Raw genomic sequence first — 20,424 nt, 5'->3', positions numbered from 1 at the left:
CGGCCACCCGGGTCGACGGGTGGGTACGACCTTGCCCGCCGGACCGTCCGTCGGGCAAGGAATTTGAGCCAGTTCTGAGCTTTGGGGAACCGCCCTGACCTGCTACTTCTTCGTCCCGCCCGGACCCTTCGCGACCTGCGGTTTCTTGAAACCGATGTCCTGGTAGTGGGGCGTGCCGAAGCCGAAGGCGCCGACGTTCAGCAGCTCTCGGTCGGTCGCCACGAGCTGCGGGCGCCGGTAGAGCGGGATCGACCCGGCGGCGGCCCAGATCCGGGCGTCGGCCTGCTTCATCAGGTCCCGGGCAGCCCCCTCGTCCAGCTCCGAGACCGCCCGGTCGAAAAGCTGGTCGATGTGGTCCGTGCCGACGCGGGTGTAGTTCTGCTCGACCAGCAGCGAGCCGTCGGTGGCGGGCACCGGCTTGGCGTAGATCGGACGGTTGTCGGTGGCCGGGTAGGCGGTGGCGGGCCAGGAGTACAGCGCCAGGTCGTAGTCGCCGGACGCGATGTGGTCCCGGAAGTAGCTGTCGTCGGAGACCTTGGTGATCTCCGTACGGACGCCGATCGTGTCGAGCATCGCCGCGATCCGGTCCCCGACGCCGCGCAGCGGCTCCGCCCCCCGGCCGGACGGCAGGACGAAGCGCAGCGTCAGCGGCTCGCCGTCCTTGCCGAGCGGGCCGCCGTGCGGACCGTCGGACGGAGCGCCGTGCGCACCGGACGCGCGGGCGGGGGCCGCGGTGCCCGCGGGGGCGTACGCGCCGGTGGCGCCGCCCGGCCGCCGGTCCCGGGCGGCGGCCTCGGCGGGGACGTCCTCGGAGGTCCCGGTCCGGGCCAGGTACCCGGCCTGCCGCAGCAGGGCCGAGCTGTGGAACGCGGCCACGGGGGCGGGCGCCAGGACGTGGGTGATGCCGCCCGCCGGGTCGCCCTCACCGGACTTGCCGTCGTCGCCGACGATGTACAGGCCGTCGTCCGCGGCGGGCTCGTGCCCGGCGGCGGCGTTCTTCCCCTCGGCGGCGGCGCCCGCCTTCTCCGCCGTCTTCCCCGCGGGCTGCTCCTTCTGCTTCTCCTTCTGCTTCTTGTCGGCCTCGCTGCCCGCCTTGGTCCCGTCGGAGGTGTCGACCGCGCCCTCCCGCGTCCAGCCCGCGTCGGCCAGCAGCGCCTGCGCCTCCTCGGTGTCGTGGCCGCCGAGCGCGCCGCTGCCGTCCTCGTACCCCGGCTGTCCGGCCAGGGCGAGGTGGCTGCCGAGCGGTTCGGCGGGCAGGCCGAGCGGGGCGAGCACGGCGTCGGCGATCTCCTGACGGTTCAGGGCGCGGGCCACCGCCCGGCGCACCCGGACGTCGGCGAGCGGCCCGGACTCGCCGTTCAGCGCGAGCTGGGTGTAGGCGGGCTCCAGCGACGCACGGACCACGTAGGCGCCCAGCCCGCGCTGCTCGACGGCGTACGCCTCGGCGGCGGCCCGGTTCTTCTTCCTGGCCGCCCGTGCGGCGGCCGCCGCCTTCGGGTCGGAGCCGTGCGCCACGGCCCAGGAGCGCAGCGCCGCGGCCGGGCCCGCCGGGGCGCCGGGGCCGTGGGCGAGCGGGCCGGCCGCGCCCCGGTCTGCGGCGGCCCGGGTGATCCGGCGCGCCGTCGCGGCGTCGATGTCGGCGACGTCCACCTTCCCGCCGGCCAGGGCCCCGGCCCGGTCCTGCGGTCCGACGGCCTTGAAGACCAGCGTGTCCAGCTTGGCCCGGCCGCCCCACCAGTGCGGGTCGCGGACCAGGGTGACCTCGCCCTTCGCCTTGTCCACGCCGCGCAGCCGGAACGGTCCCGAGGTGGCCTTGATCGTGGTGCGGGCCCCGTCGTTGAAGGCGCCCGGGGAACCGGTGACCTCCTTCGGGTACAGCGGGGAGAACAGCGAGCGCCAGTCCGCGTACGGCTTGGCGAAGGTGACCCGCACCTCCAGGTCGTCGGCGCCGCGCTCGATCTTCTCGATCCGCTCGTACCCCGCGTTGCGGGCGGTCCAGAACTCCGAGTTCCTGCCGCTCAGCGCCCGCCACTGGGCGACGAAGTCGGGCGCCCCGATCTCCCGGCCGTTGCTCCACACCGCCTGCTGGTTGAGCCGGTAGAGCACCACCTGCCGGGGCTCGCTCTCGATCACCTTCGCGGACTCCAGGTAGTCCGGGTCGAGCTGCGGCCTGCCCCTGTCGTCCAGCGGGAAGAGGTGCGGCAGCAGCGCTCCGGTGATCCGGGCGGTGGCACCGTCGGCGTCGGCCTGGAAGGCGTTGAGCGTGGTGGGCACGGCGTCGATCGCCCAGCGGACGGTGCCGCCCTGGGCGACCATGTTCCGGTCCGCGACCGCGACGTCCTGGGGAGTGGCGCCGGCGGACCCGCCGCTGTCGCCGGAGGTGCAGCCCGCCAGCCCGGGGAGCGTCAGCACGCCCGCCGTGAGGAGGGCGAGCGAGCGGCGCTTGCGGGCCGTCCCGCGCGGGACGCCGACGTGGGACATGGCTGATACCTCCGGGGCCGGCCCGGCTCACCCGTACCCGAGTGGGCCGAATTGTGCATTTTTGGTGGCATATGCAGTTGATCACATTGATTTCGTCCCTCCACTGAATGCGCCCCCGCGCGCGAGGCGGCGCAGACACGGCGCCGCACCCCGCAACCTCACCCGTGCGGAGGAGCGGAACCACCCGCGGGCCGCGGCCGGCCCCGCCCGCCCCCGCCCGCTCCCGGGCCGCCTTGCTCGCCGCGCGGCCCGCGATCTAGGGTGAATGCGCTTTCAGAAAAGGGTCGGTACATGCAACAACAGGTGCTTCGGTACGGAACAAGAAGCGGACGGTCGGTCGAGTGAGCGCCCCCACGGTGTACGACGTCGCCGAGCGGTCCGGCGTCTCCATTGCCACGGTCTCGCGGGTCTACCGCACCCCCGACTCGGTGCGCGCCCAGACCCGGGAGCGGGTCCTCGAAGCCGCCCGCCAGCTCGGTTACGTACCCAGCGGGAACGCCCGGGGGCTGGCCAGCCGGACCACCGGCGTGCTCGGCCTCTGCTTCCCCGACTACGCGGACCCCGACGCGGAGGCCGACGCCGAGGCGGACAGCGACGCCGACGACGCGGTGATGCTCTACTCGGACCAGATCATCCGCGGCATGGAGCGGGCGGCCCGCCGGCACGGCTACGCGCTGCTGATCGCCGCCTCCCTGGAGGGCGGGCCGGAGAGCCTGGTCGCGAAGGTCGCGGGCCGGGTCGACGGCTTCGCCGTGCTGGCGCAGACCGTGCCGACCGAGGACCTGGAGGTCATCTCGCGCCGGCTCCCGGTGGTGATGCTCGCCGGTCCCCGCGAGATCGACCACCTCGACCACATCGTCGTCGCCAACGCCGACGGCGAGCGCGAGCTGACCCGCCACCTGATCGAGGACCACGGGCTGCGCAGGCTGGCCTTCGTCGGCGGCGAGGTCGATTCGCCGGACGCCGAGGCCCGCTTCCTCGGCTTCCGGCAGGCGTGCGGCGACGCCGGGCTCCCGGTGCCGGACGCCCCGGACCTGCGGGCCGCGATGATGACGCAGGCGGAGGGCGCACGGGCCGCGGAGGCGCTGCTGGACCGGCCCGGCGAACGGCCGCAGGGGGTGCTCTTCGCCAACGACCAGATGGCGGTGGGCGCGCTGCGCGCCCTGGAGCGGCGCGGGGTGCGGGTGCCCGAGGACATCGCGGTGACCGGATTCGACGGGATCCCGCTGAGCCGGATCGTCCGCCCCGCGCTGACGACCGTGCGCCAGCCGATCCGTCAACTCGGCGAGCAGGCCGTGGAGTTGCTGGTGCAGCGGCTGGGCGACAGCGGCAAGGAGCCGGTGTCGCTGATGCTTCCGGTCACCCCGGTCCGCCGCGCCAGCTGCGGCTGCGGCTGACGCCCCCGAGGACACCGCGCGGCGGCCACCGGATCCCCGGGACGCCCCACGACGACCCGGCCGGCCGACGGCGGTGCGACCGGCCGACGGCGGCACAGCGATGCGGCCGGCCGGCGACGGTGCGCCCGCACCGCCCGGAGCCCACACCGCTCAAGCCCGCACCGCCCGGAGCCCACACCGCTCAAGCCCGCACCGGCCGCACCGCCAGGATCAGCGCCCCAGCCGCTCCCCGAAGAACCACCTGCGGGCCGCCCTGAGCTCCGCCGTCTCCGCCGCCAGGCCCTCGTGCTCGAAGTGGCCCGCGCTCAGCACCTGGAGCTCGCTCTCGCCGGCCAGCGCGTTGTGCACGGCGAACTGCCCCGGCGGGGGCACCGACGGGTCGAAGAGCGCCGCGGCCACCAGCGTGGGCTGCTTCAGCCAGGTCGCGGCCGTGGCGGCGTCGAAGTACCGCAGGACCTCGGTGACCTCGGGGTGGTCCCGGTGGTACCCGCGCACCGCCTCGCCGCTGCCGGAGCACTGCAGGGTGAGCCGGAGGGGGTGGTTCCCGAAGGTCGGCACGGTCAGCTGGGCCGCCCCGAAGCGGTCGTCCCAGGGCACCGCCAGCGCGCCGAGCCCGCCGCCGAAGCTCTCCCCCAGGTAGCCGAGCAGCGGGGCGCCCGTGCCGGGCGCCAGCTCCGGCACCAGCTCGTGCAGGGCCGAGGCCGCGCACCACAGGTCCGCCACGCAGTCGCCGAGGACATAGGTGTCGCGCGACTCGATGCCGTGCAGCACGTGCGCGCTCGAAACGGTCGGCACGCCCGGGAGCAGGCCGCGCGAGACCATGCCCCGCACGCACGGCAGGATCGCCGCGGACCGGGGCAGCGGCAGCGGCACGTCGGGGCCCGGGGCCTCCCGGCCGCCGTAGCCGTGCCCGATGACGAAGCCGCGCTCCGCCGGCCCCGTGTCGGGCAGCGCCACCCAGCCGCCGAGCCGCACCCCGCCCACCGAGGTGAAGGTCACGCCGTGGATGCGCACGCCGTCGCGCTCCTCCTCCGGCGGGCCCAGTTCCGGCGCGGTGTCGACCTTGCGCGCCTCCTCGTACCGGCCCCGCCAGAAGTCGGCGAAGTCGGCCGGGGCGCCGTCGGGCGCGGATATCCGCAGCAGGTCGTCGAGCGTGTGCCCGTGGGTCGGGTCGAAGGGGAAGTCATGTTCGAACGAAGCCATGGTCGCGACAGTAGCGCCCCGCCCCCGCGGGCCTCGGGGCACCACCGTGCGATCATGCGGAATCGGTCACAACATCCGCTATTTCGCAAATGGCACACTTACCGTGCCAAGTTGAACATTCAGATGTCCGGCACGTTGCGCGAGTGTGACCCAGCACCCTCTTGCGGATTCCCGGATTCCTGTCGCAGAGTGATGTATGCGCTTACAGGCAGCGCATACATCAGGATTGCTCAAGGAGGAGCCCTCCATGTCCCGCACCGCCAGAAACGCCACGGTCGGTATCGCCACCGCAGCCGCGCTCACCTTCGGTATCACCGCGTGCGGCAGCTCCGGTGGGGACGACGTCGCCGCGGACAAGAAGCAGACGCTCACCGTCTGGGCCATGGGGGCCGAGGGCGAGAAGCTCACGGATGTGGCCAAGGAGTACACGAAGGCCAACCCGAACATCACCGTCAAGGTGACCCCGGTCGGCTGGGACGTCGCCCACCAGAAGCTGGTCTCCGCGGCCGCCGCCGGCACCCTGCCGGACGTGGCGCAGATGGGCGGCAGCTACATGGGCGAGTTCGCCGAGCTCGGGGTGCTGGAGCCGGTCGACACCAAGACCTTCGACGAGAAGAACTACTTCCCCGCCGGCTGGAGCCAGGGCGAGGTGGACGGCCAGGCGTACGGCGTTCCGTGGTACGTCGACACCCGCGTCCTCTACTACCGCACCGACCTGGCCGAGAAGGCCGGCGTCACCAAGGCGCCGAGCAACTGGAAGGAGATGCAGGACCTCGCCACGGCCTACCAGAAGAAGGCCGGGACCAAGTGGGGCCTGTCCATCCAGCCCAGCGGCCTGGACACGGTGCAGAACTTCTACTCCTTCCTCTACTCGGCCGGCGGCGAGATCGTCAACGACAAGGGCGAGGCCGTCATCGACAGCCCCGAGGCCGTCAAGGCGCTCAAGGAGTACGGCTCGTACTTCGACAAGGGCCTGTCCAACAAGTCCGTGCAGCCCGGCTACGACGTGGTGAAGGACTTCGGCAACGGCCGCGTCCCGATGTTCTTCGGCGGCCCCTGGCACGTCACCCTGCTGAACGAGGGCCAGCCGCAGATCAAGGGCAAGTGGGCGGTGGCCAACGTGCCCGCCGACAAGGCGTCCGTCTCCATGGCCGGCGGTTCCTCCCTGGTGATCTCCAAGGACAGCGAGCACAAGGCCGCCGCCAAGGAATTCATCAAGTACCTGACCGACACCAAGGGCCAGGCCGACTGGTACGAGCGCACCAAGGACCTGCCGGCCAACACCGCCGCCTGGACCTCCGGCGACCTCGCCGACGACGCCAACCTCCAGGTCTTCAAGAAGCAGATGGACACCGCCAAGTCCTCGCCGTCGCTGTCCAACTGGACGGAGATCACGGACAAGGTCGACCAGGCCATCGCGAAGGTGACCCAGGGCAAGGCGTCCGCCGAGGACGCGCTCAAGACCGCGCAGTCCGAAATCGAAGGCCTCGTGAAGTAGGAGTCATGCGCACCATGACCTCAAGGGCCGCGGAGTCGGCCAAGGCGCAGGCCGGACCGGGGACCTCGAAGTCCCCGGCCGGCGGGCCCGCCGGCCGCCGGGGCGGCAGGAAGCGCTCGATGGGCGTGCAGAACCTGGCCGGCTGGCTGTTCTCCACCCCGTTCCTCGTGCTCTTCCTCGTCTTCATGGCGTTCCCGATCATCGCGACGCTGGTGATGAGCTTCACCGACTTCGGGCTGCGCAACGTCACGCACCCGCTGGACGCGGAGTTCATCGGCCTCGACAACTACGTCAAGCTGTTCGGCGACGAGAAGTTCCTCAAGTCGCTGTTCAACACGGCGTACTTCGTGGTGGTCGGCGTCCCGCTGACGATCGGCCTCGGCCTGGTCGTCGCCGTGCTGCTGAACAACGGCATCGACCGGGCGCGGACCTTCTTCCGCGTCGGCTTCTACGCCCCGGTGGTCACGACCATCGTCGCGGTCGCCGTCGTCTGGCGGTTCGTGCTCGACCCGAGCGACGGGCTGATCGCGGGGCTCTTCTCGGAAGTGGGCCTCACCGCGCCCGACTTCCTGGGGTCCGAGACGCTCGCCATGCCCTCGATGATCGCGATGGCGGTCTGGCGCAACCTCGGCACGGTCATGGTGCTCTTCATCGCCGGCCTCCAGGCCATCCCCACCGAGGTGCGGGAGGCCGCCCGGCTGGACGGGGCCGGCACCTGGCAGGAGTTCAGGGGCATCACGGTGCCGCTGCTGCGGCCCACGCTGCTCTACGCCACGGTGATCACCACCATCGGCTACCTCAACGTCTTCGAGGAGCCGTTCGTGATGACCCAGGGCGGTCCCTCGGACTCCACGCTCACCGTCTCGCTGAACATGTACCGCGAGGGCTTCAGCTTCTTCCACATGGGCTATGCGAGCGCCATGGCGTATGTCCTCTTCGTAGTGATCATGGGCATCACGGTGCTGCAGCTCCGACTGCTGAAGGACAACACGAAATGAGCGCCACCCGTGCACCCGGCGCCGTCCCGACGGCGCCCGTGAAGAAGTCCCCGCGGTCCGGCGGCGGAGCCAAGCGCGTCCTGGTCTACGTCCTGCTCTCGCTCGGCCTGCTGGTCATGTCGGCGCCGTTCCTGTGGATGGCGGTCTCCGCCTTCAAGACGCAGACGGACCTGTCGGCCAGCCCGCCCGTGTGGCTCCCGACCGAGTGGACCCTGGAGAACTTCCGGAACCTGCTCGACAAGCTCGACCTGCCGCTGTACTTCATGAACTCGGTGATCGTGGCGGTGCTGGTGACCGTCTCGAACCTGGTGTTCTGCTCGATGCTCGGCTACGCCCTGGCCAAGCTGAACTTCGCCGGCCGCAACAAGATCTTCGGGCTGGTCCTGGGCGCGCTGATGGTGCCCGGCAACCTGATGCTGCTGCCGCTGTTCGTGCTGATGAGCAAGTTGCAGCTGATCGACTCGTACGCCGGTCTGGTGCTGCCGTTCGCGGCCGGTGCCTTCGGGGTCTTCCTGATGCGGCAGTTCATGCAGTCGATCCCGGACGAGCTGCTGGAGGCGGCCCGGATGGACGGCGCCGGCGAGTGGTACATCTTCTGGCGCATCGTGATGCCGCTGGTGAAGCCCGCCCTGGCGACGCTCTCGATCTTCACCTTCCTGGGCTCCTGGAACAACTTCGTCTGGCCGCTCATCGCGACCAACGACCCCGACAAGTACACCCTCCCGGTCGCGCTGGCCACCTTCGCCACCGACCCCAACAAGGCGGGCGGGTCCAACGGCATGCTGATGGCCGGGTCCTTCCTGATCGTGCTGCCGGTCCTGGTCGTCTTCATCGCGCTCCAGCGCCACTTCACCCAGGGCATCGCCACGGCGGGCATGAAGTAGCCCCCCGCCCCGGGCGGCCGGGTCCTTCCCCGGCCGCCCCCACGAAACGTACGAGGCCGCGCGCCCCCATCCGCCCGGTCACACCCCTTCACGCACCAGAAAGACAGTCTGCGATGACTCACACCCAGGTCCCGTTCCCCGAAAACTTCCTGTGGGGCGCCTCCACCGCCGCGCACCAGATCGAGGGCAACAACACCAACTGCGACTGGTGGGTCAAGGAGCACACCCCCGGCACCCACATCCAGGAACCCAGCCTGGACGCCTGCGACAGCTACCACCGCTGGCACGAGGACATGGACGTGCTGGCCGGGCTGGGCTTCACGGACTACCGGTTCTCCATCGAGTGGGCCCGCATCGAGCCCGTCGAGGGCACCTTCTCCCGCGCCGAGCTGGCCCACTACCGCCGCATGGTCGAGGGCGCGATCGAGCGCGGCCTGCGCCCCATGATCACCCTGCACCACTTCACCGTGCCGCAGTGGTTCGAGGCGCGCGGCGGCTGGACCGCCGAGGGCGCCACCGAACTCTTCGCCCGCTACGTCGCGGCCTGCGCGCCGGTGATCTCCGAGGGCGTCGAGTACGTCTGCACCATCAACGAGCCGAACATGATCGCCGTGATGGCCGGCCAGGCCAAGCGGGGCGACAACAGCTTCCCGCCCGCCGGCCTGCCGACCCCCGACGACGAGACCACCGAGGCCGTCATCGCCGCGCACCACGCCGCCGTGAAGGCGGTCCGGGCGATCGACCCGGACATCAAGGTCGGCTGGACCATCGCCAACCAGGTCTACCAGGCGCTGCCCGGCGCCGAGGAGGTCACCGCGGCCTACCGGCACCCCCGCGAGGACGTCTTCATCGAGGCCGCCCGCGGCGACGACTGGATCGGCGTGCAGTCCTACACCCGGACCAAGATCGGCCCCGAGGGCCCGATACCGACGCCCGAGGGCGCCGAGCGCACCCTCACGCAGTGGGAGTACTACCCCTCCGCCGTCGGGTACGCGCTGCGCCACACCGCCGAGGTGGCCGGCAACGGCATCGCGCTGATCGTGACCGAGAACGGCATCGCGACCGACGACGACCAACGCCGCATCGACTACTACACCGGCGCGCTGAACGAGGTCGCCCGCGCCATCGAGGACGGCCTGAACATCCAGGGCTACCTGGCCTGGAGCGCCCTCGACAACTACGAGTGGGGCTCCTACAAGCCCACCTTCGGCCTGATCGGCTGGAACCCGGAGACCTTCGAGCGGCTGCCCAAGCCGTCCGCCTCCTGGCTGGGCGGGATGGGCCGCACCCGCGCGCTGCCCCGCGTCGCCGGCTGAGCGCCCGCCCCGAGCCGGGTCACCCCGGCTCCCCCCGACCGGGAGCCACCTGACGGCTCCCGCCCGTACGGGGACCGGCGACACCTGACGGATCGCCGGTTCCCGTACCGCCGGGACCCCGTCCGGACCGCGCGTGCGCGCCGGACGGGCCCCGCGCCCGCGTGCGGCGCCGCCCGTGTCCAGCCCCGTTCACGTGCGGCGCCCGCGCCGGGCGCCCCCGCACCCGCGATACGACCGACGAACGAAATCCGCCCGCCGGCCGAAGTGCCTGCGGCTCTTCTTCGAGGGGTTCAAGATGGACCGTCGCACCTTTCTCACCGCCGCGGGCTCCGGGGCCGCGGCCCTGTCGCTGGGGGCCGTGTCCGCGTCCCCGGCGGGCGCCGCCGGCCGGCCCGTGCGCGGCCCGGACGCGCCGCTGCTGCTGCGCTGGTTCCGTGACACGTACCGTTCGATCGAGGCCATGACGACCGGCTTCGGCCTGGCCGTCGACAAGATCGACGTCAGCGGGGCGCGTCCCGTGCAGTCGCGCCAGACCTCCCCCACCAACATCGGCTGCGGCCTGTGGTCGACCGTCGCCGCGGCCGGACTCGGGGTGATCGACGACGCCACCATGCGGCGCAGGCTGGAGCACACCGTAGGGGCCGTCGAGAAGCTGGAGCGCCACCACGGCTTCTGGCTCAACTGGTACGACGCGCACGACGGTTCGGTCATCACCCACTGGCCCGAGAGCGGCGACCCGGTGCGCCCGTTCCTCTCCTCGGTCGACAACGCCTGGCTGGTCACCGGCCTGCGGATCGCCGCCGACGCCGCGCCCGCGCTGCGCCCCCGCGTCGCCCGCATCCTGGCGACCGCCGACTGGTCCTACTACTACACGCCGTACGACCCCGCCGACCCCGTCGCCGGCCCGGGCCAGCTGCGCGGCGGTTTCTGGACCGACACCGGCGAGCCCACCGGCCACCACTACGGCGCGCTCAACACCGAGCCCCGAATGGCCAGTTACCTGGGCATCGCGGACGGCTCGCTGCCCGCCGACCACTACTGGCACCTGCTGCGCACGATGCTCCCCGAGCACGGCCAGGAGCAGCACCCCGGCGGCAGCTACGTCGCCATGGACGGCGTCCGCGTCTGGCAGGGCCACTACACCCACCGCGGCCGGAAGGTCGTGCCCACCTGGGGCGGGTCGATGTTCGAGGCGCTGATGGTGCCGCTGTTCGTGCCGGAGGCTGAGTGGTCGCCGCACTCCTGGGGGAAGAACCACCACCGCTACGTCCGCGGCCAGATCGAACACGGCCTGGAGGAGGCGAAGTACGGGTACTGGGGCTTCTCCCCCGCCAATGTCCCCGAGGGCGGCTACCAGGAGTACGGCGTCGACGCGCTCGGCATGCAGGTGGACGGCTACGCCTCCAACACCGACCGCACGTACACCGAGGACGGCGCGCCGCTGCCGCCCGCCTCCGCGTTCACCAACGGTGTGGTCACCCCGCACGCCTCCTTCCTCGCCCTGCCCCACGCCCACGACGAGGCGGTCGCCAACCTGCGCGCGCTCGACCGCGACTTCGGCGCCTACCACCCCGGGTACGGGTTCCGGGACTCCGTGAACGTGGGCACCGGCCGGGTCAGCGACTACCTGCTCGCCCTCGACCAGGGCATGATCGCCGCGGCCCTGGCCCAGGCGCTCCGCCCCGGTCTGCTGCAACGCCCGTTCCGCACCGGCGGGTTCCGGTCCCGGGTGCGGCCGCTGCTCGCCAAGGAGCGGTTCTCCATCTGAGGACCCCCACCGACACGGCGCACCGGGCGGGGCGGAGTGCTCGGGGCCCGGCCCCGGACCGGTGCGCCGTCGGGGGTCCGTCGCCCGACGGGCCCCGGCCCCGGGGCCCGAAGTCCCCCGGTCCCGGGGTCAGTTCCAGTCCTCGCGGTACGCCGTCCAGTCCCCGTCCCGGGCGGCGAAGTCGACGTAGAGGGCGACCCCGAACCGTTCGCGGCCGCGGTCCGTGCGTGCCAGGCCCAGCCTGGTGCCCCGGACCGCGGCCGTGACCGTCTCCGCCGACTCGTGGTGCCCGAGGTCGTCCTCGTGGAAGAAGGGCAGCCCCATCAGCAGGTCGGTGTCCTCCGGCGTCACCTCCAGGGCCAGCGCCGTCTGCTGGGCGACGTAACCGCCGTACAGGCCCTCCAGGGGCATCCAGGTGTCGTACGACATGACGGCGATCTGGTCGACCCGGCGCGCGACCTGCCCGAAGAACTCCTGCGACCACCACTTCTCGCTGCCGCTGAGCGCGCCGTTCACGCTGTGCGCCGCGGGCAGCGGGTCGATCTGGTGGGCGGCGACCGACAGCTGCGCCCCGCGCGGCCGGGTGAGCGCGCGCAGGTCGTCCAGGAGCGAGAGGTAGTGGCCGTCGTCGGAGAGCAGCGGCTCCAGGTCGAAGTGGACGCCGTCGAATCCGGCGTCCAGGACCTGCCGGGCCGAGGCCACCACCGCGGTGCGGGAAGCGGCCCGCTCCAGGCGCAGCCCGTCGGGTCCCTCGGTGGCCAGCACGTCGCCCAGCCATGCCTGGACCCGGATGCCGGGCAGGGTGCGGTGGACGGCGTCGATCAGCCACCGGGCCCGGGGGCGACGGCCGGCGGGCAGGGTGCCGTCGTGTTCCAGCGGCCCGGCGTGGACGTACAGGTCCTTGATGCCGGTGCCCGCGATCCGCTCGGCGAACGCGGCGAGGTCGGTGTCGTCCTTGCGCCCGTCGACCCAGGCGTGGCCGAGCCAGATGGCGTCCCGGCCCCGGGTGCGGGTGCCGTCGCCGGGGTCGCCCGTGTAGTTGAGCCGCAGGGCGGTGCCCGCGGCGAGGACAGGCACCACGATCACCAGGACCACGACCAGCGCGATCCGCCGTGGCCAGGTCCAACGGAACCGGGCCGCCCGTGCCCGTACGGCCGCGATCCCCCGCCTCATCCGCGTCAGCACGTCCGTCTCCCCCTCGTGTGTCGGTGTGCCGTCACAGTCTGAAGGGTTCGGGGGCGGGCCGTGCGGTGCCCCGGCGGTCCGGTCGCCGGGTCGCGGGGGGCGCGGGGCGGACATAGCCTCGCAAAGGTGATGCCGCTCGTGGGCCGTGCCCGGGTCTCCCCGCCGGGCCGGGCCCTTCTCACCGTGCTCTCGGCGGTGTGCTGGCTGGTCCTCCCCGTGCTGCCGGCCGCGCGCGCCGACGATCCCGTCACGCTGTCCCGGGACGGGCAGATCACCGACCGGGTGGGGGCGCTCGGGGGCCGCGGGAAGCAGGTGGAGGCGGCACTCGACCGGCTGTACGCGGACCGCCGCGTCCAGCTCTTCGTCGTCTACGTGCGCGACTTCTCCGGGCGGTCCGCGCAGGGCTGGGCCGATACGACGGCCGACCGCAACGGGCTGGGCCGGGACGACGTCCTGCTGGCGGTCGCCACCCACGACCGGCGGTACGCGTACACCGTCGAGCAGGGCTCGCGCCTCACCGACGGGCAACTCGGGGACGTGGCGCGCACGGCGATCGAGCCCGCGCTGCGGGAGAACGACTGGGCCGGGGCGGCGATCGGCGCCGCGAACGGGTACGCGGCGGTGCTGACGGGCAGGGCGGTGCCCACCCCGACCCCCACCCCCGGCGACCCCGACCCCGGCGGCCCGGACGGGACGGACGCCGAGGGCCTGGTCCTGCCGGTGGTCGTCGTCGGCGGGGCGGTGGCGGTCGCCGGGTACGCGTACGTCCGGCGCAGGCGGCGCACCACGACCCGCACCACGCCCGCCGCGCGGGGCTGGGGCCGGGGCGGGCCGCCGCAGCCGCCGCCCGTCCCGCTGGAGCGGCTCGACGCGCGGGCGAAGGAGGTGCTGGTGGCGACCGACGACGCGGTGCGCACCAGCGAGGAGGAACTGGGCTTCGCCACCGCCCAGTTCGGCGAGGAGGCCGCCGCGCCCTTCGCGGCGGCGGTCGAGTGGGCGAAGGGCGAGCTGACGGCCGCGTTCCGGCTGCGTCAGCAGCTGGACGACGCCGTGCCCGAGGACGACGCGGCCCGGCGCCGGATGCTGGACGAGATCGTCCGCCGCTGCGCGGACGCGGACGCCCGGCTCGACGACGTGTCCGGCGACTTCGACCGGCTGCGCGCCCTGGAGCGCGACGCGCCGGGGGCCCTGGCCTCGGTCGAGGAGGCGTTCCGCTCGCTCGCCGGACGGGTCTCCACGGCCGAGGCGGCCCTGACCGCGATGCGCGGGCGGTACGCGCCATCGGCGTCCGCGCCCGTCGCCGGTGACGTCGAGCAGGCCAAGGAGCGGCTGCTGTTCGCCACGGCCGGGCTCAACCGGGCCCGGCAGGCGGTGGACGACGGGGACGGTGCCGCGGCGGCCGTGTACATCCGGGCCGCCGAGGGCGCCGTGGACCAGGCGGCCACCCTCGTCGACGCGGTGGACCGGCGGGGCCGGGAGCTCGCGGAGGCGGACGAACGGCTGGCCGGGGCCCTGGCCGGGACGGAGACCGATCTGGCCGACGCGGGCGGGCTGCTGGAGGGGACCGGGGCGGACGTGCCGACCGGGGACCTGCGGGGCCGGATCGCCCGGGCCCGCTCGGTGCTCGACGGGGTGCGGGAGGAGCTGCGGGCCGGGCCGTACGACCCGCTCGACGCGCTGCGCAGGGTGGAGGAGGCGGACGCGGCGCTCGACGAGGCGCTGGCCGGTGCCCGGGCCCGGGAGAAGGACGAGGAGCGGGCCCGTTCCCTGCTCGACCGCACGACGCTCACCGCGCGTTCGGCGATCGCCGCCGCCGCCGACTTCGTCGCCACGAACCGCGGTGCGGTGGGCAGCCCGGCCAGGACCCGGCTGGCGGAGGCGCAGCGGCGGCTCGACCGGTCCCTCGAACTGGCCGGGGCGGGCGACGCGCAGGGGGCGCTGGCGCAGGCCCGGCAGGCGGACGCGCTGGCCGGGGAGGCGTCGAGCCTGGCGGAGCAGGACGTGCGGTCGTACGGCGGTGGCGGCGCGGCGGGCGGTGTGCGGGGGGCGGGGGACGGGATCGGTGGCGCGGTGCTCGGCGGGATCATCCTCGGCGGGCTCCTGGGCGGGGGGCCCGGGGGCCGCGGCGGAGGGTACGGCGGGGGCGGCGGGCCCGGCAGCTTCGGCGGCGGGGGCACGCGGGAGCGGCGCGGCGGCGGGGGCCGCTTCTGAGCCGGCGGACCGGGCGGCCCCGCCCGGTCCCCACGACACGTACACGCATCGAGGAGGAAGAGCATGACCAAGCAGACCGTTCTCGGCCGGGTCGCCCAGCTGGCGAGGGCCAACGTCAACGCGCTGCTCGACCAGGCCGAGGACCCGCAGAAGATGCTGGACCAGCTGATCCGCGACTACACGGCCAACATCGCGGAGGCCGAGCAGGCGGTGGCCACGACCATCGGCAATCTGCGGCTGATGGAGCAGGACCACCGGGAGGACGTGGACGCGGCCCACGAGTGGGGCGGCAAGGCGCTCGCCGCGAGCCGCAAGGCGGACGAGCTGCGGGCGGCCGGGGCCGGGGCGGAGGCGGACCGGTTCGACAACCTGGCCAAGGTGGCGCTGGGCCGTCAGCTCCGGTCTGAGAAGGAGGCGAAGACGGCGGAACCGGTCATCGCCGCGCAGACCGAGGTCGTGGACCGGCTCCGCTCCGGCCTGGACCGGATGCGGGACAAGCTGACGGAGCTGCGGGCCAAGCGGGACGAGCTGGTGGCCCGTGCGAAGACCGCCGAGGCGCAGAACCGGATGATGGACGCCGTCAAGAGCGTCGACGTCCTCGACCCGGCCGGTGAACTCGGCCGGTTCGAGGACAAGGTGCGGCGCGAGGAGGCGAGGGCGCTGGGCGGGCAGGAGCTCGCCGCGTCGTCCTTGGACGCCCAGTTCGAGCAGTTGGACGCGCTGGGCGACAGCGCCGAGATCGAGGCCCGGCTCGCCGCGCTGAAGGCGGCCTGAGGGCGGCCCGGAGACGGTCCGGAAGCAGCCCGACGGGCGCCCGGCCGGCGTCCCCGGCGCGCCCGTCTCAGTACATGCTCAGCAGCTGCTCCACCGAGAGTTCGGCGGGCGGCTTCCCGTCGGGCAGGGCCAGTTCGAACCAGACGGTCTTGCCGCGCGGGGTCCGCCGCGAGCCCCAGGCCACGCTCATCAGCCCGACCAGCTGGAGGCCGCGGCCGCCCTCGTCCGTGTCGCGGGCCCGTCGGCGGCGCGGCTGGACCAGGCCCGCGTCCCACACCTCGCACACCAGGGTGCGGTCGCGCAGCAGCCGGAGCCTGATCTCGCCCTCGCCGTACCGCAGGGCGTTGGTGACCAGCTCGCTGACCAGCAGTTCGGTGGTGTCGACCAGGTCGTCCAGGTCCCAGGCGAGGAGCCGGCCCCGGGCCAGTTCGCGGGCGCGGCCGACGGAGCGGGGTTCGCGGGGCAGCACCCAGTCGCCGACCGCGTCGTCCGGCAGCCCCTGGATGCGGGCCACCAGCAGGGCGATGTCGTCCTCGCCGTGCCGGGTGTCGAGGGTGGACAGCACCTGGTCGCAGACGTCCTCGACGGGCCGTTCGGGTTCCACGAGCGCTCCGCGCAGGGCGTCCAGCCCCTCGTCGAGCGGGTGGTGGCGGGATTCCACGAGGCCGTCGGTGTAGAGGGCGAGCAGGGAGCCCTCCTTCAGCTCGACCTCGACCTCCTCGAAGGGTTCGCCGCCGACGCCGAGCGGCATCCCGGGCGGGACGTCGAGCAGCATGGCGGGCCGGCCGGGTTCGGCCACGGCGGGCGGGAGGTGACCGGCGTTGGCGAAGGTGCACCGCCGGGTGACCGGGTCGTAGACCGCGTACACGCAGGTCGCCAGGTAGACCTCGGAGAGGTCCGCCTCGCGGGACTTGTGGGCGGCCCGGGAGGGCCACTGGGAGCCGCCGCGGGACGGGCCGGAGCCGCCGGAGGTGCCCAGTCCGCGGGCGACCTCGTCAAGTGCGGAGAGCACCTCGGCGGGTTCCAGGTCCAGCAGGGCCAGGGTCCGTACGGCGGTGCGCAGTTCGCCCATCGCCACGGCGGCCCGCAGTCCGCGGCCCATGACGTCGCCGACGACGAGGGCGGTGCGGTGGCCGGGGAGTTCGATGACGTCGAACCAGTCGCCGCCCACCTCGGTGGCCGTGTTCCCGGGGAGGTAGCGGCAGGCGATGTCGAGTCCGGCGGCCACCGGGTCGCCGGGGGGCAGCAGGCTGCGCTGGAGGATCAGCGCGCGTTCGTGCTCGCGCCGGTAGAGGCGGGCGTTGTCGATGCAGACCGCGGCGCGGGCGGCGAGTTCGGTGGCCAGTGCCCGGTCCCGTTCGCCGAAGGGTTCGCTGCCCTTGGTGCGGGAGAACCGCACCAGGCCGACCACCGTGTCGTGGGCGACCATCGGCACGGCGAGCGTGGACTGCACGAAGCCCCGGTCGTCGCCGGGGACGTCCTCGACGCGGCCGGTGCGCAGGGCTATGGCGCAGGGCGAGTTGAACGAGAAGCGGTGCACGGCGCCGAGCGCGGGCCCGTCGGCGGTGTCGGTCTCCGGCAGGGCGTCCGACACCGCGCTGGCCAGGGCGACCCGGCGCAGCTCCGCGGAGCCGCCGACGGATTCCTGACGGAGCGAGTCCCAGCTGCCGGGCGGGGCGTCGTCGCCGGTCAGCATCCTCTGGTACAGGTCGACGGAGGCGAGGTCGCAGAAGCCGGGCACGGCGACGTCGAGGAGTTCGCGGGCGGTGGTCTCCAGGTCGAGGGAGTTGCCGATGCGGGCGCTGGCCTCGTTGAGCAGGGCGAGGTTGCGGCGGGCGCTGGCGGCCTCGCGGGCGGCGATGTGCCTGCGGGTGACGTCGGTGGCCAGTCCGGCGATGCCGACGGGGCGGCCGGAACCGCTGTGCACCCGGTAGAGGTTCACCGACCAGTACCGGCTGCCGGGTTCGCCGGGGGCGGTGCCGACGAGCTGGAGATCGGTGACGGAGGTGCCGGTTTCCAGGACGCGTTCGAGGCTGGCGGTGAGCCGGTCGGCCTCGGGGCGGGAGAGGTAGTCCTCGACGGTGCGGCCGCGGTGGTCGTCGGCCCGGCCGCCGAAGACGGTGGCGAAGCGCTGGTTGGCCCGGATCACCGTGAGATCGGTGCCGAACAGCACGAAGCCGAAGGGGGACTGGCCGAATATGGCCTGTGAGGCGGCGAGGTCCGTCTCGATGCGGCGCAGGGCCCGGACGTCCACGACGATGCAGATCGCGGCCCGTTCCCCGTGCTCCGTCTCGCTCGGCATCACATAGATCTCGGCGAGGCCGTGCACGGTGTCCTCGTCCGGCATCCGGAAGGGGACCAGACCCGTCCACTCCCGGCCGTCGAGGATCTCCTCGACCCGGCGCCGGCCGTCGCCGTGCAGCCCGTCGGGCAGGAACGCCTCGACCGGGTCCATGCCCACGGCCTTGTCCGCGGCAATGCCGAAAAGACCGGCGGCCCGGCTGCTCCACTGCTCGATCAGGCCGTCGGGGCCGATCGAGAAGGAGGCGACCCTGATGTAGTCGTAGATCGAGCCGGGCGGGCTTGTCTGCCACATGACATCGCCCGCCGTCCCAGGTATTTCGCTCACGCGACCGTCCCCTCCAGCTCACACACCGGACCGGTCCTGCCCGCAGTATTCAGCACTACGGCCTCTTCCGACACGGCGTTCACGATCACAGCACGGTCTCAGTCCCTTTCGTCCAGGTTCCTTCGGACCTCCGTGATCGCTGTGCGTCCCACCCCACTCCTAACCAGGCAGGGCCAGCTCGAACCACACCGTCTTGCCGGTCTTTCCCTGTCTGGTCCCCCAGCGCCGTGCCGTGCAGGCCACGAGCTGCAACCCCCTGCCGCCCTCGTCGTCGGGCCCCGCCGCGCGTTCGGTGGGCGGATCCGGAAGCGGATCGGACACCTCCACCAGCAGTCCGGTCCGGGCGGCGGGCCCGCCGCCGTCGGGGGCCGGCCTCAGCAGCCGTACACCGATGGGACCGGATGCATACCGCATGGAGTTGGTCACCAACTCGCTGACCAGCAGAACCGTCACATCGGCGACACCGGCGTCGAGCCCCCAGGCGGTCAGTGCCTCGTGAACCGCGTGCCGCGCGGATCGAACGGCGCCCGGCACAGCCGGGAAGGTCCACTCGGCGCTGTCGCCTGCGGTGTCGATCACGCCGATCACTTCCCAAGACCAGCAAAGAAGAACGCCTCGCCTGCGAGGACTAATCAGCACATACCCGATAATCGGGGTGAACTATCGTCGGCATCGACACGTGGGGCGTACGGGTGTATGACCACGCGCACGAACGGGTGGACACCGTGGCGGGGGCGCACGACCGCCCGGCACGCGCCGCCGAGGGGGTGCTTGCCCGGGTCAACCACCTGCTCGGCGCCTCCGTACGCCCCGCTCCCGCACCCGGCCCCGAGCGTCCCGGGCGCACCGTCGCACTCCGGCGCACCCAAGTTCCACCGCCGCGCTCCCGTCATCGCCGGACCCCGGGGCCCGCGCTACTTCGCGGCCATCCAGGAGGCCGGCGGGAAGCCCCGGCTCCCGGCATGTCTCCAGGTCGCGGCGGTCGGCCCCGGCGCCGGGGTCCCGCCCTCGCCGCCCTGAAGGGCGGTGAGGACCACCGTGACGGCGGCGAGTTCCTCGGGCGTGGGCGCGCCGCTGACGACCTTCACCGGTGCGGGCCCCTGCGGGTCCTGCGGAGCATTCGTCATGCTTCCTCCACTCGCTGTCTCGTGGTGCCCGGCCGGTGCGGGACCGCGCCGGCCGGTCGCCCGACGGGCCCTCAGGCCGGCGGGTTGCCGTGCTTGCGGGAGGGCAGGTCGGCGTGCTTGTTGCGGAGCATGTCGAGCGAGGCGATGAGGACCTCGCGGGTCTCGGCGGGGTCGATGACGTCGTCGACCAGTCCGCGCTCGGCCGCGTAGTACGGATGCATCAGCTCGGCCCTGTACTCCTTGACCAGCAGGCCGCGCGTGGTCTCCGGGTCGTCGGACGCCGCGATCTGGCGGCGGAAGACCACGTTGGCCGCGCCCTCGGCGCCCATCACCGCGATCTCGTTCGACGGCCACGCGAAGGACAGGTCGGCCCCGATGGAGCGGGAGTCCATCACGATGTAGGCGCCGCCGTACGCCTTGCGCAGGATGACCTGGACCCGCGGGACGGTGGCGTTGCAGTACGCGTACAGCAGTTTCGCGCCGTGCCGGATGATGCCGCCGTGTTCCTGGTCGACGCCGGGCAGGAAGCCGGGGACGTCGACGAGGGTGACCAGGGGAATGTTGAACGCGTCGCAGAACTGGACGAAGCGGGCGGCCTTCTCGGAGGAGTGGATGTCCAGGACGCCCGCGAACGACTGCGGCTGGTTGGCGACGATGCCCACCGCCTTCCCGTCCAGCCGGGCCAGGGTGCAGACCACACTGGTCGCCCAGCGCTCGTGGACCTCCATGTGCTCGCCGTCGTCGACGATCTCCTCGATCACGGCACGCATGTCGTAGGGGCGCGCCCCGTCGGCCGGGACCAGGCTCAGAAGGGTGTCGCCGCGGCGGTCGGCGGGGTCGCCGCCGGGGGCGGTGGGCGGGTTCTCGCGGTTGTTGGAGGGGAGCATGCCCAGGAGGTAGCGGACCTCGGCGATGCAGGTTTCCTCGTCGTCGTAGGCGAAGTGCGCCACCCC

The 20,424-nt window shown here is 73.1% G+C and carries 15 protein-coding genes; 8 read left to right on the top strand and 7 right to left on the bottom strand.

Going from position 1 to position 20,424, the window contains the following annotated elements; all coding sequences use genetic code 11:
* Window positions 1–102 precede the first annotated feature (102 nt).
* Window positions 103–2,481 (bottom strand): ABC transporter family substrate-binding protein, encoded by a 2,379-nt coding sequence (locus tag ACFYW1_RS31815; protein ID WP_389001007.1) that lies wholly within the window; start codon window positions 2,479–2,481, stop codon window positions 103–105.
* A 341-nt stretch (window positions 2,482–2,822) separates the two neighbouring features.
* Here ACFYW1_RS31815 and ACFYW1_RS31810 point away from each other — a divergent pair, with 341 nt between their 5' ends.
* Window positions 2,823–3,878 carry a LacI family DNA-binding transcriptional regulator gene (locus tag ACFYW1_RS31810; RefSeq protein ID WP_389001004.1) on the top strand — a complete coding sequence of 352 codons (1,056 nt, stop codon included), beginning with the start codon at window positions 2,823–2,825 and terminating at the stop codon, window positions 3,876–3,878.
* A gap of 210 nt (window positions 3,879–4,088) precedes the next feature.
* Here ACFYW1_RS31810 and ACFYW1_RS31805 read toward each other — a convergent pair whose 3' ends face one another.
* Entirely contained in the window at window positions 4,089–5,081 is a 993-nt protein-coding gene (locus tag ACFYW1_RS31805) for an acetylxylan esterase (RefSeq protein ID WP_389001000.1), read from the bottom strand.
* 247 nt (window positions 5,082–5,328) lie between these two features.
* Between ACFYW1_RS31805 and ACFYW1_RS31800 the strand changes: the two genes are divergently transcribed.
* The 5 genes from ACFYW1_RS31800 to ACFYW1_RS31780 all read left to right on the top strand — a co-directional run bounded on the left by ACFYW1_RS31800 (window position 5,329) and on the right by ACFYW1_RS31780 (window position 11,545).
* A complete protein-coding gene (locus tag ACFYW1_RS31800; protein WP_389000997.1) occupies window positions 5,329–6,579 on the top strand; it encodes a sugar ABC transporter substrate-binding protein in 1,251 nt (416 codons plus the stop codon).
* Window positions 6,580–6,584: 5 nt separating this feature from the next.
* Window positions 6,585–7,577 carry a carbohydrate ABC transporter permease gene (locus tag ACFYW1_RS31795; RefSeq protein WP_389000994.1) on the top strand — a complete coding sequence of 331 codons (993 nt, stop codon included), beginning with the start codon at window positions 6,585–6,587 and terminating at the stop codon, window positions 7,575–7,577.
* The gene (locus tag ACFYW1_RS31790) at window positions 7,574–8,461 is read left to right on the top strand and encodes a carbohydrate ABC transporter permease (protein ID WP_389000991.1); all 888 of its coding nucleotides are present in this window, start codon (window positions 7,574–7,576) and stop codon (window positions 8,459–8,461) included. Before ACFYW1_RS31795 ends, ACFYW1_RS31790 begins: the two co-directional genes overlap by 4 nt.
* A gap of 113 nt (window positions 8,462–8,574) precedes the next feature.
* Window positions 8,575–9,777 (top strand): glycoside hydrolase family 1 protein, encoded by a 1,203-nt coding sequence (locus tag ACFYW1_RS31785; protein ID WP_389000988.1) that lies wholly within the window; start codon window positions 8,575–8,577, stop codon window positions 9,775–9,777.
* 295 nt (window positions 9,778–10,072) lie between these two features.
* Window positions 10,073–11,545 carry a glucoamylase family protein gene (locus ACFYW1_RS31780; RefSeq protein WP_389000985.1) on the top strand — a complete coding sequence of 491 codons (1,473 nt, stop codon included), beginning with the start codon at window positions 10,073–10,075 and terminating at the stop codon, window positions 11,543–11,545.
* Window positions 11,546–11,674: 129 nt separating this feature from the next.
* Here the strand turns inward: ACFYW1_RS31780 and ACFYW1_RS31775 are convergent, their stop codons facing one another.
* A complete protein-coding gene (locus tag ACFYW1_RS31775; RefSeq protein WP_389000982.1) occupies window positions 11,675–12,844 on the bottom strand; it encodes a hypothetical protein in 1,170 nt (389 codons plus the stop codon).
* Between the two features lie 15 nt (window positions 12,845–12,859).
* Here ACFYW1_RS31775 and ACFYW1_RS31770 point away from each other — a divergent pair, with 15 nt between their 5' ends.
* Both ACFYW1_RS31770 and ACFYW1_RS31765 read left to right on the top strand, forming a co-directional pair.
* Window positions 12,860–14,941: a TPM domain-containing protein gene (locus ACFYW1_RS31770; RefSeq protein ID WP_389001218.1), complete on the top strand. Its 2,082-nt coding sequence runs from the start codon at window positions 12,860–12,862 to the stop codon at window positions 14,939–14,941.
* Between the two features lie 63 nt (window positions 14,942–15,004).
* Window positions 15,005–15,715 carry a PspA/IM30 family protein gene (locus ACFYW1_RS31765; RefSeq protein WP_389000979.1) on the top strand — a complete coding sequence of 237 codons (711 nt, stop codon included), beginning with the start codon at window positions 15,005–15,007 and terminating at the stop codon, window positions 15,713–15,715.
* A gap of 67 nt (window positions 15,716–15,782) precedes the next feature.
* Here the strand turns inward: ACFYW1_RS31765 and ACFYW1_RS31760 are convergent, their stop codons facing one another.
* The 4 genes from ACFYW1_RS31760 to ACFYW1_RS31745 all read right to left on the bottom strand — a co-directional run.
* Window positions 15,783–18,311 carry a SpoIIE family protein phosphatase gene (locus ACFYW1_RS31760; RefSeq protein ID WP_389001215.1) on the bottom strand — a complete coding sequence of 843 codons (2,529 nt, stop codon included), beginning with the start codon at window positions 18,309–18,311 and terminating at the stop codon, window positions 15,783–15,785.
* Window positions 18,312–18,503: 192 nt separating this feature from the next.
* Window positions 18,504–18,932, bottom strand: a complete 429-nt coding sequence (locus ACFYW1_RS31755; protein WP_389000976.1) for an ATP-binding protein — start codon at window positions 18,930–18,932, stop codon at window positions 18,504–18,506.
* Between the two features lie 326 nt (window positions 18,933–19,258).
* Complete coding sequence (locus ACFYW1_RS31750) at window positions 19,259–19,471, bottom strand: acyl-CoA carboxylase subunit epsilon (protein WP_389000973.1); 213 nt, start codon at window positions 19,469–19,471, stop codon at window positions 19,259–19,261.
* Between the two features lie 71 nt (window positions 19,472–19,542).
* Window positions 19,543–20,424: acyl-CoA carboxylase subunit beta (locus tag ACFYW1_RS31745; protein ID WP_389000970.1), on the bottom strand; the 882-nt coding region annotated here is incomplete at its 5' end.

It is taken from the genome of Streptomyces sp. NPDC002669 (assembly GCF_042889165.1).
In the GTDB taxonomy this organism is placed as follows: domain Bacteria; phylum Actinomycetota; class Actinomycetes; order Streptomycetales; family Streptomycetaceae; genus Streptomyces.
The sequence above is the reverse complement of the archived record's forward strand: the minus strand, read 5'-3'. Positions and strand labels throughout refer to the sequence as shown.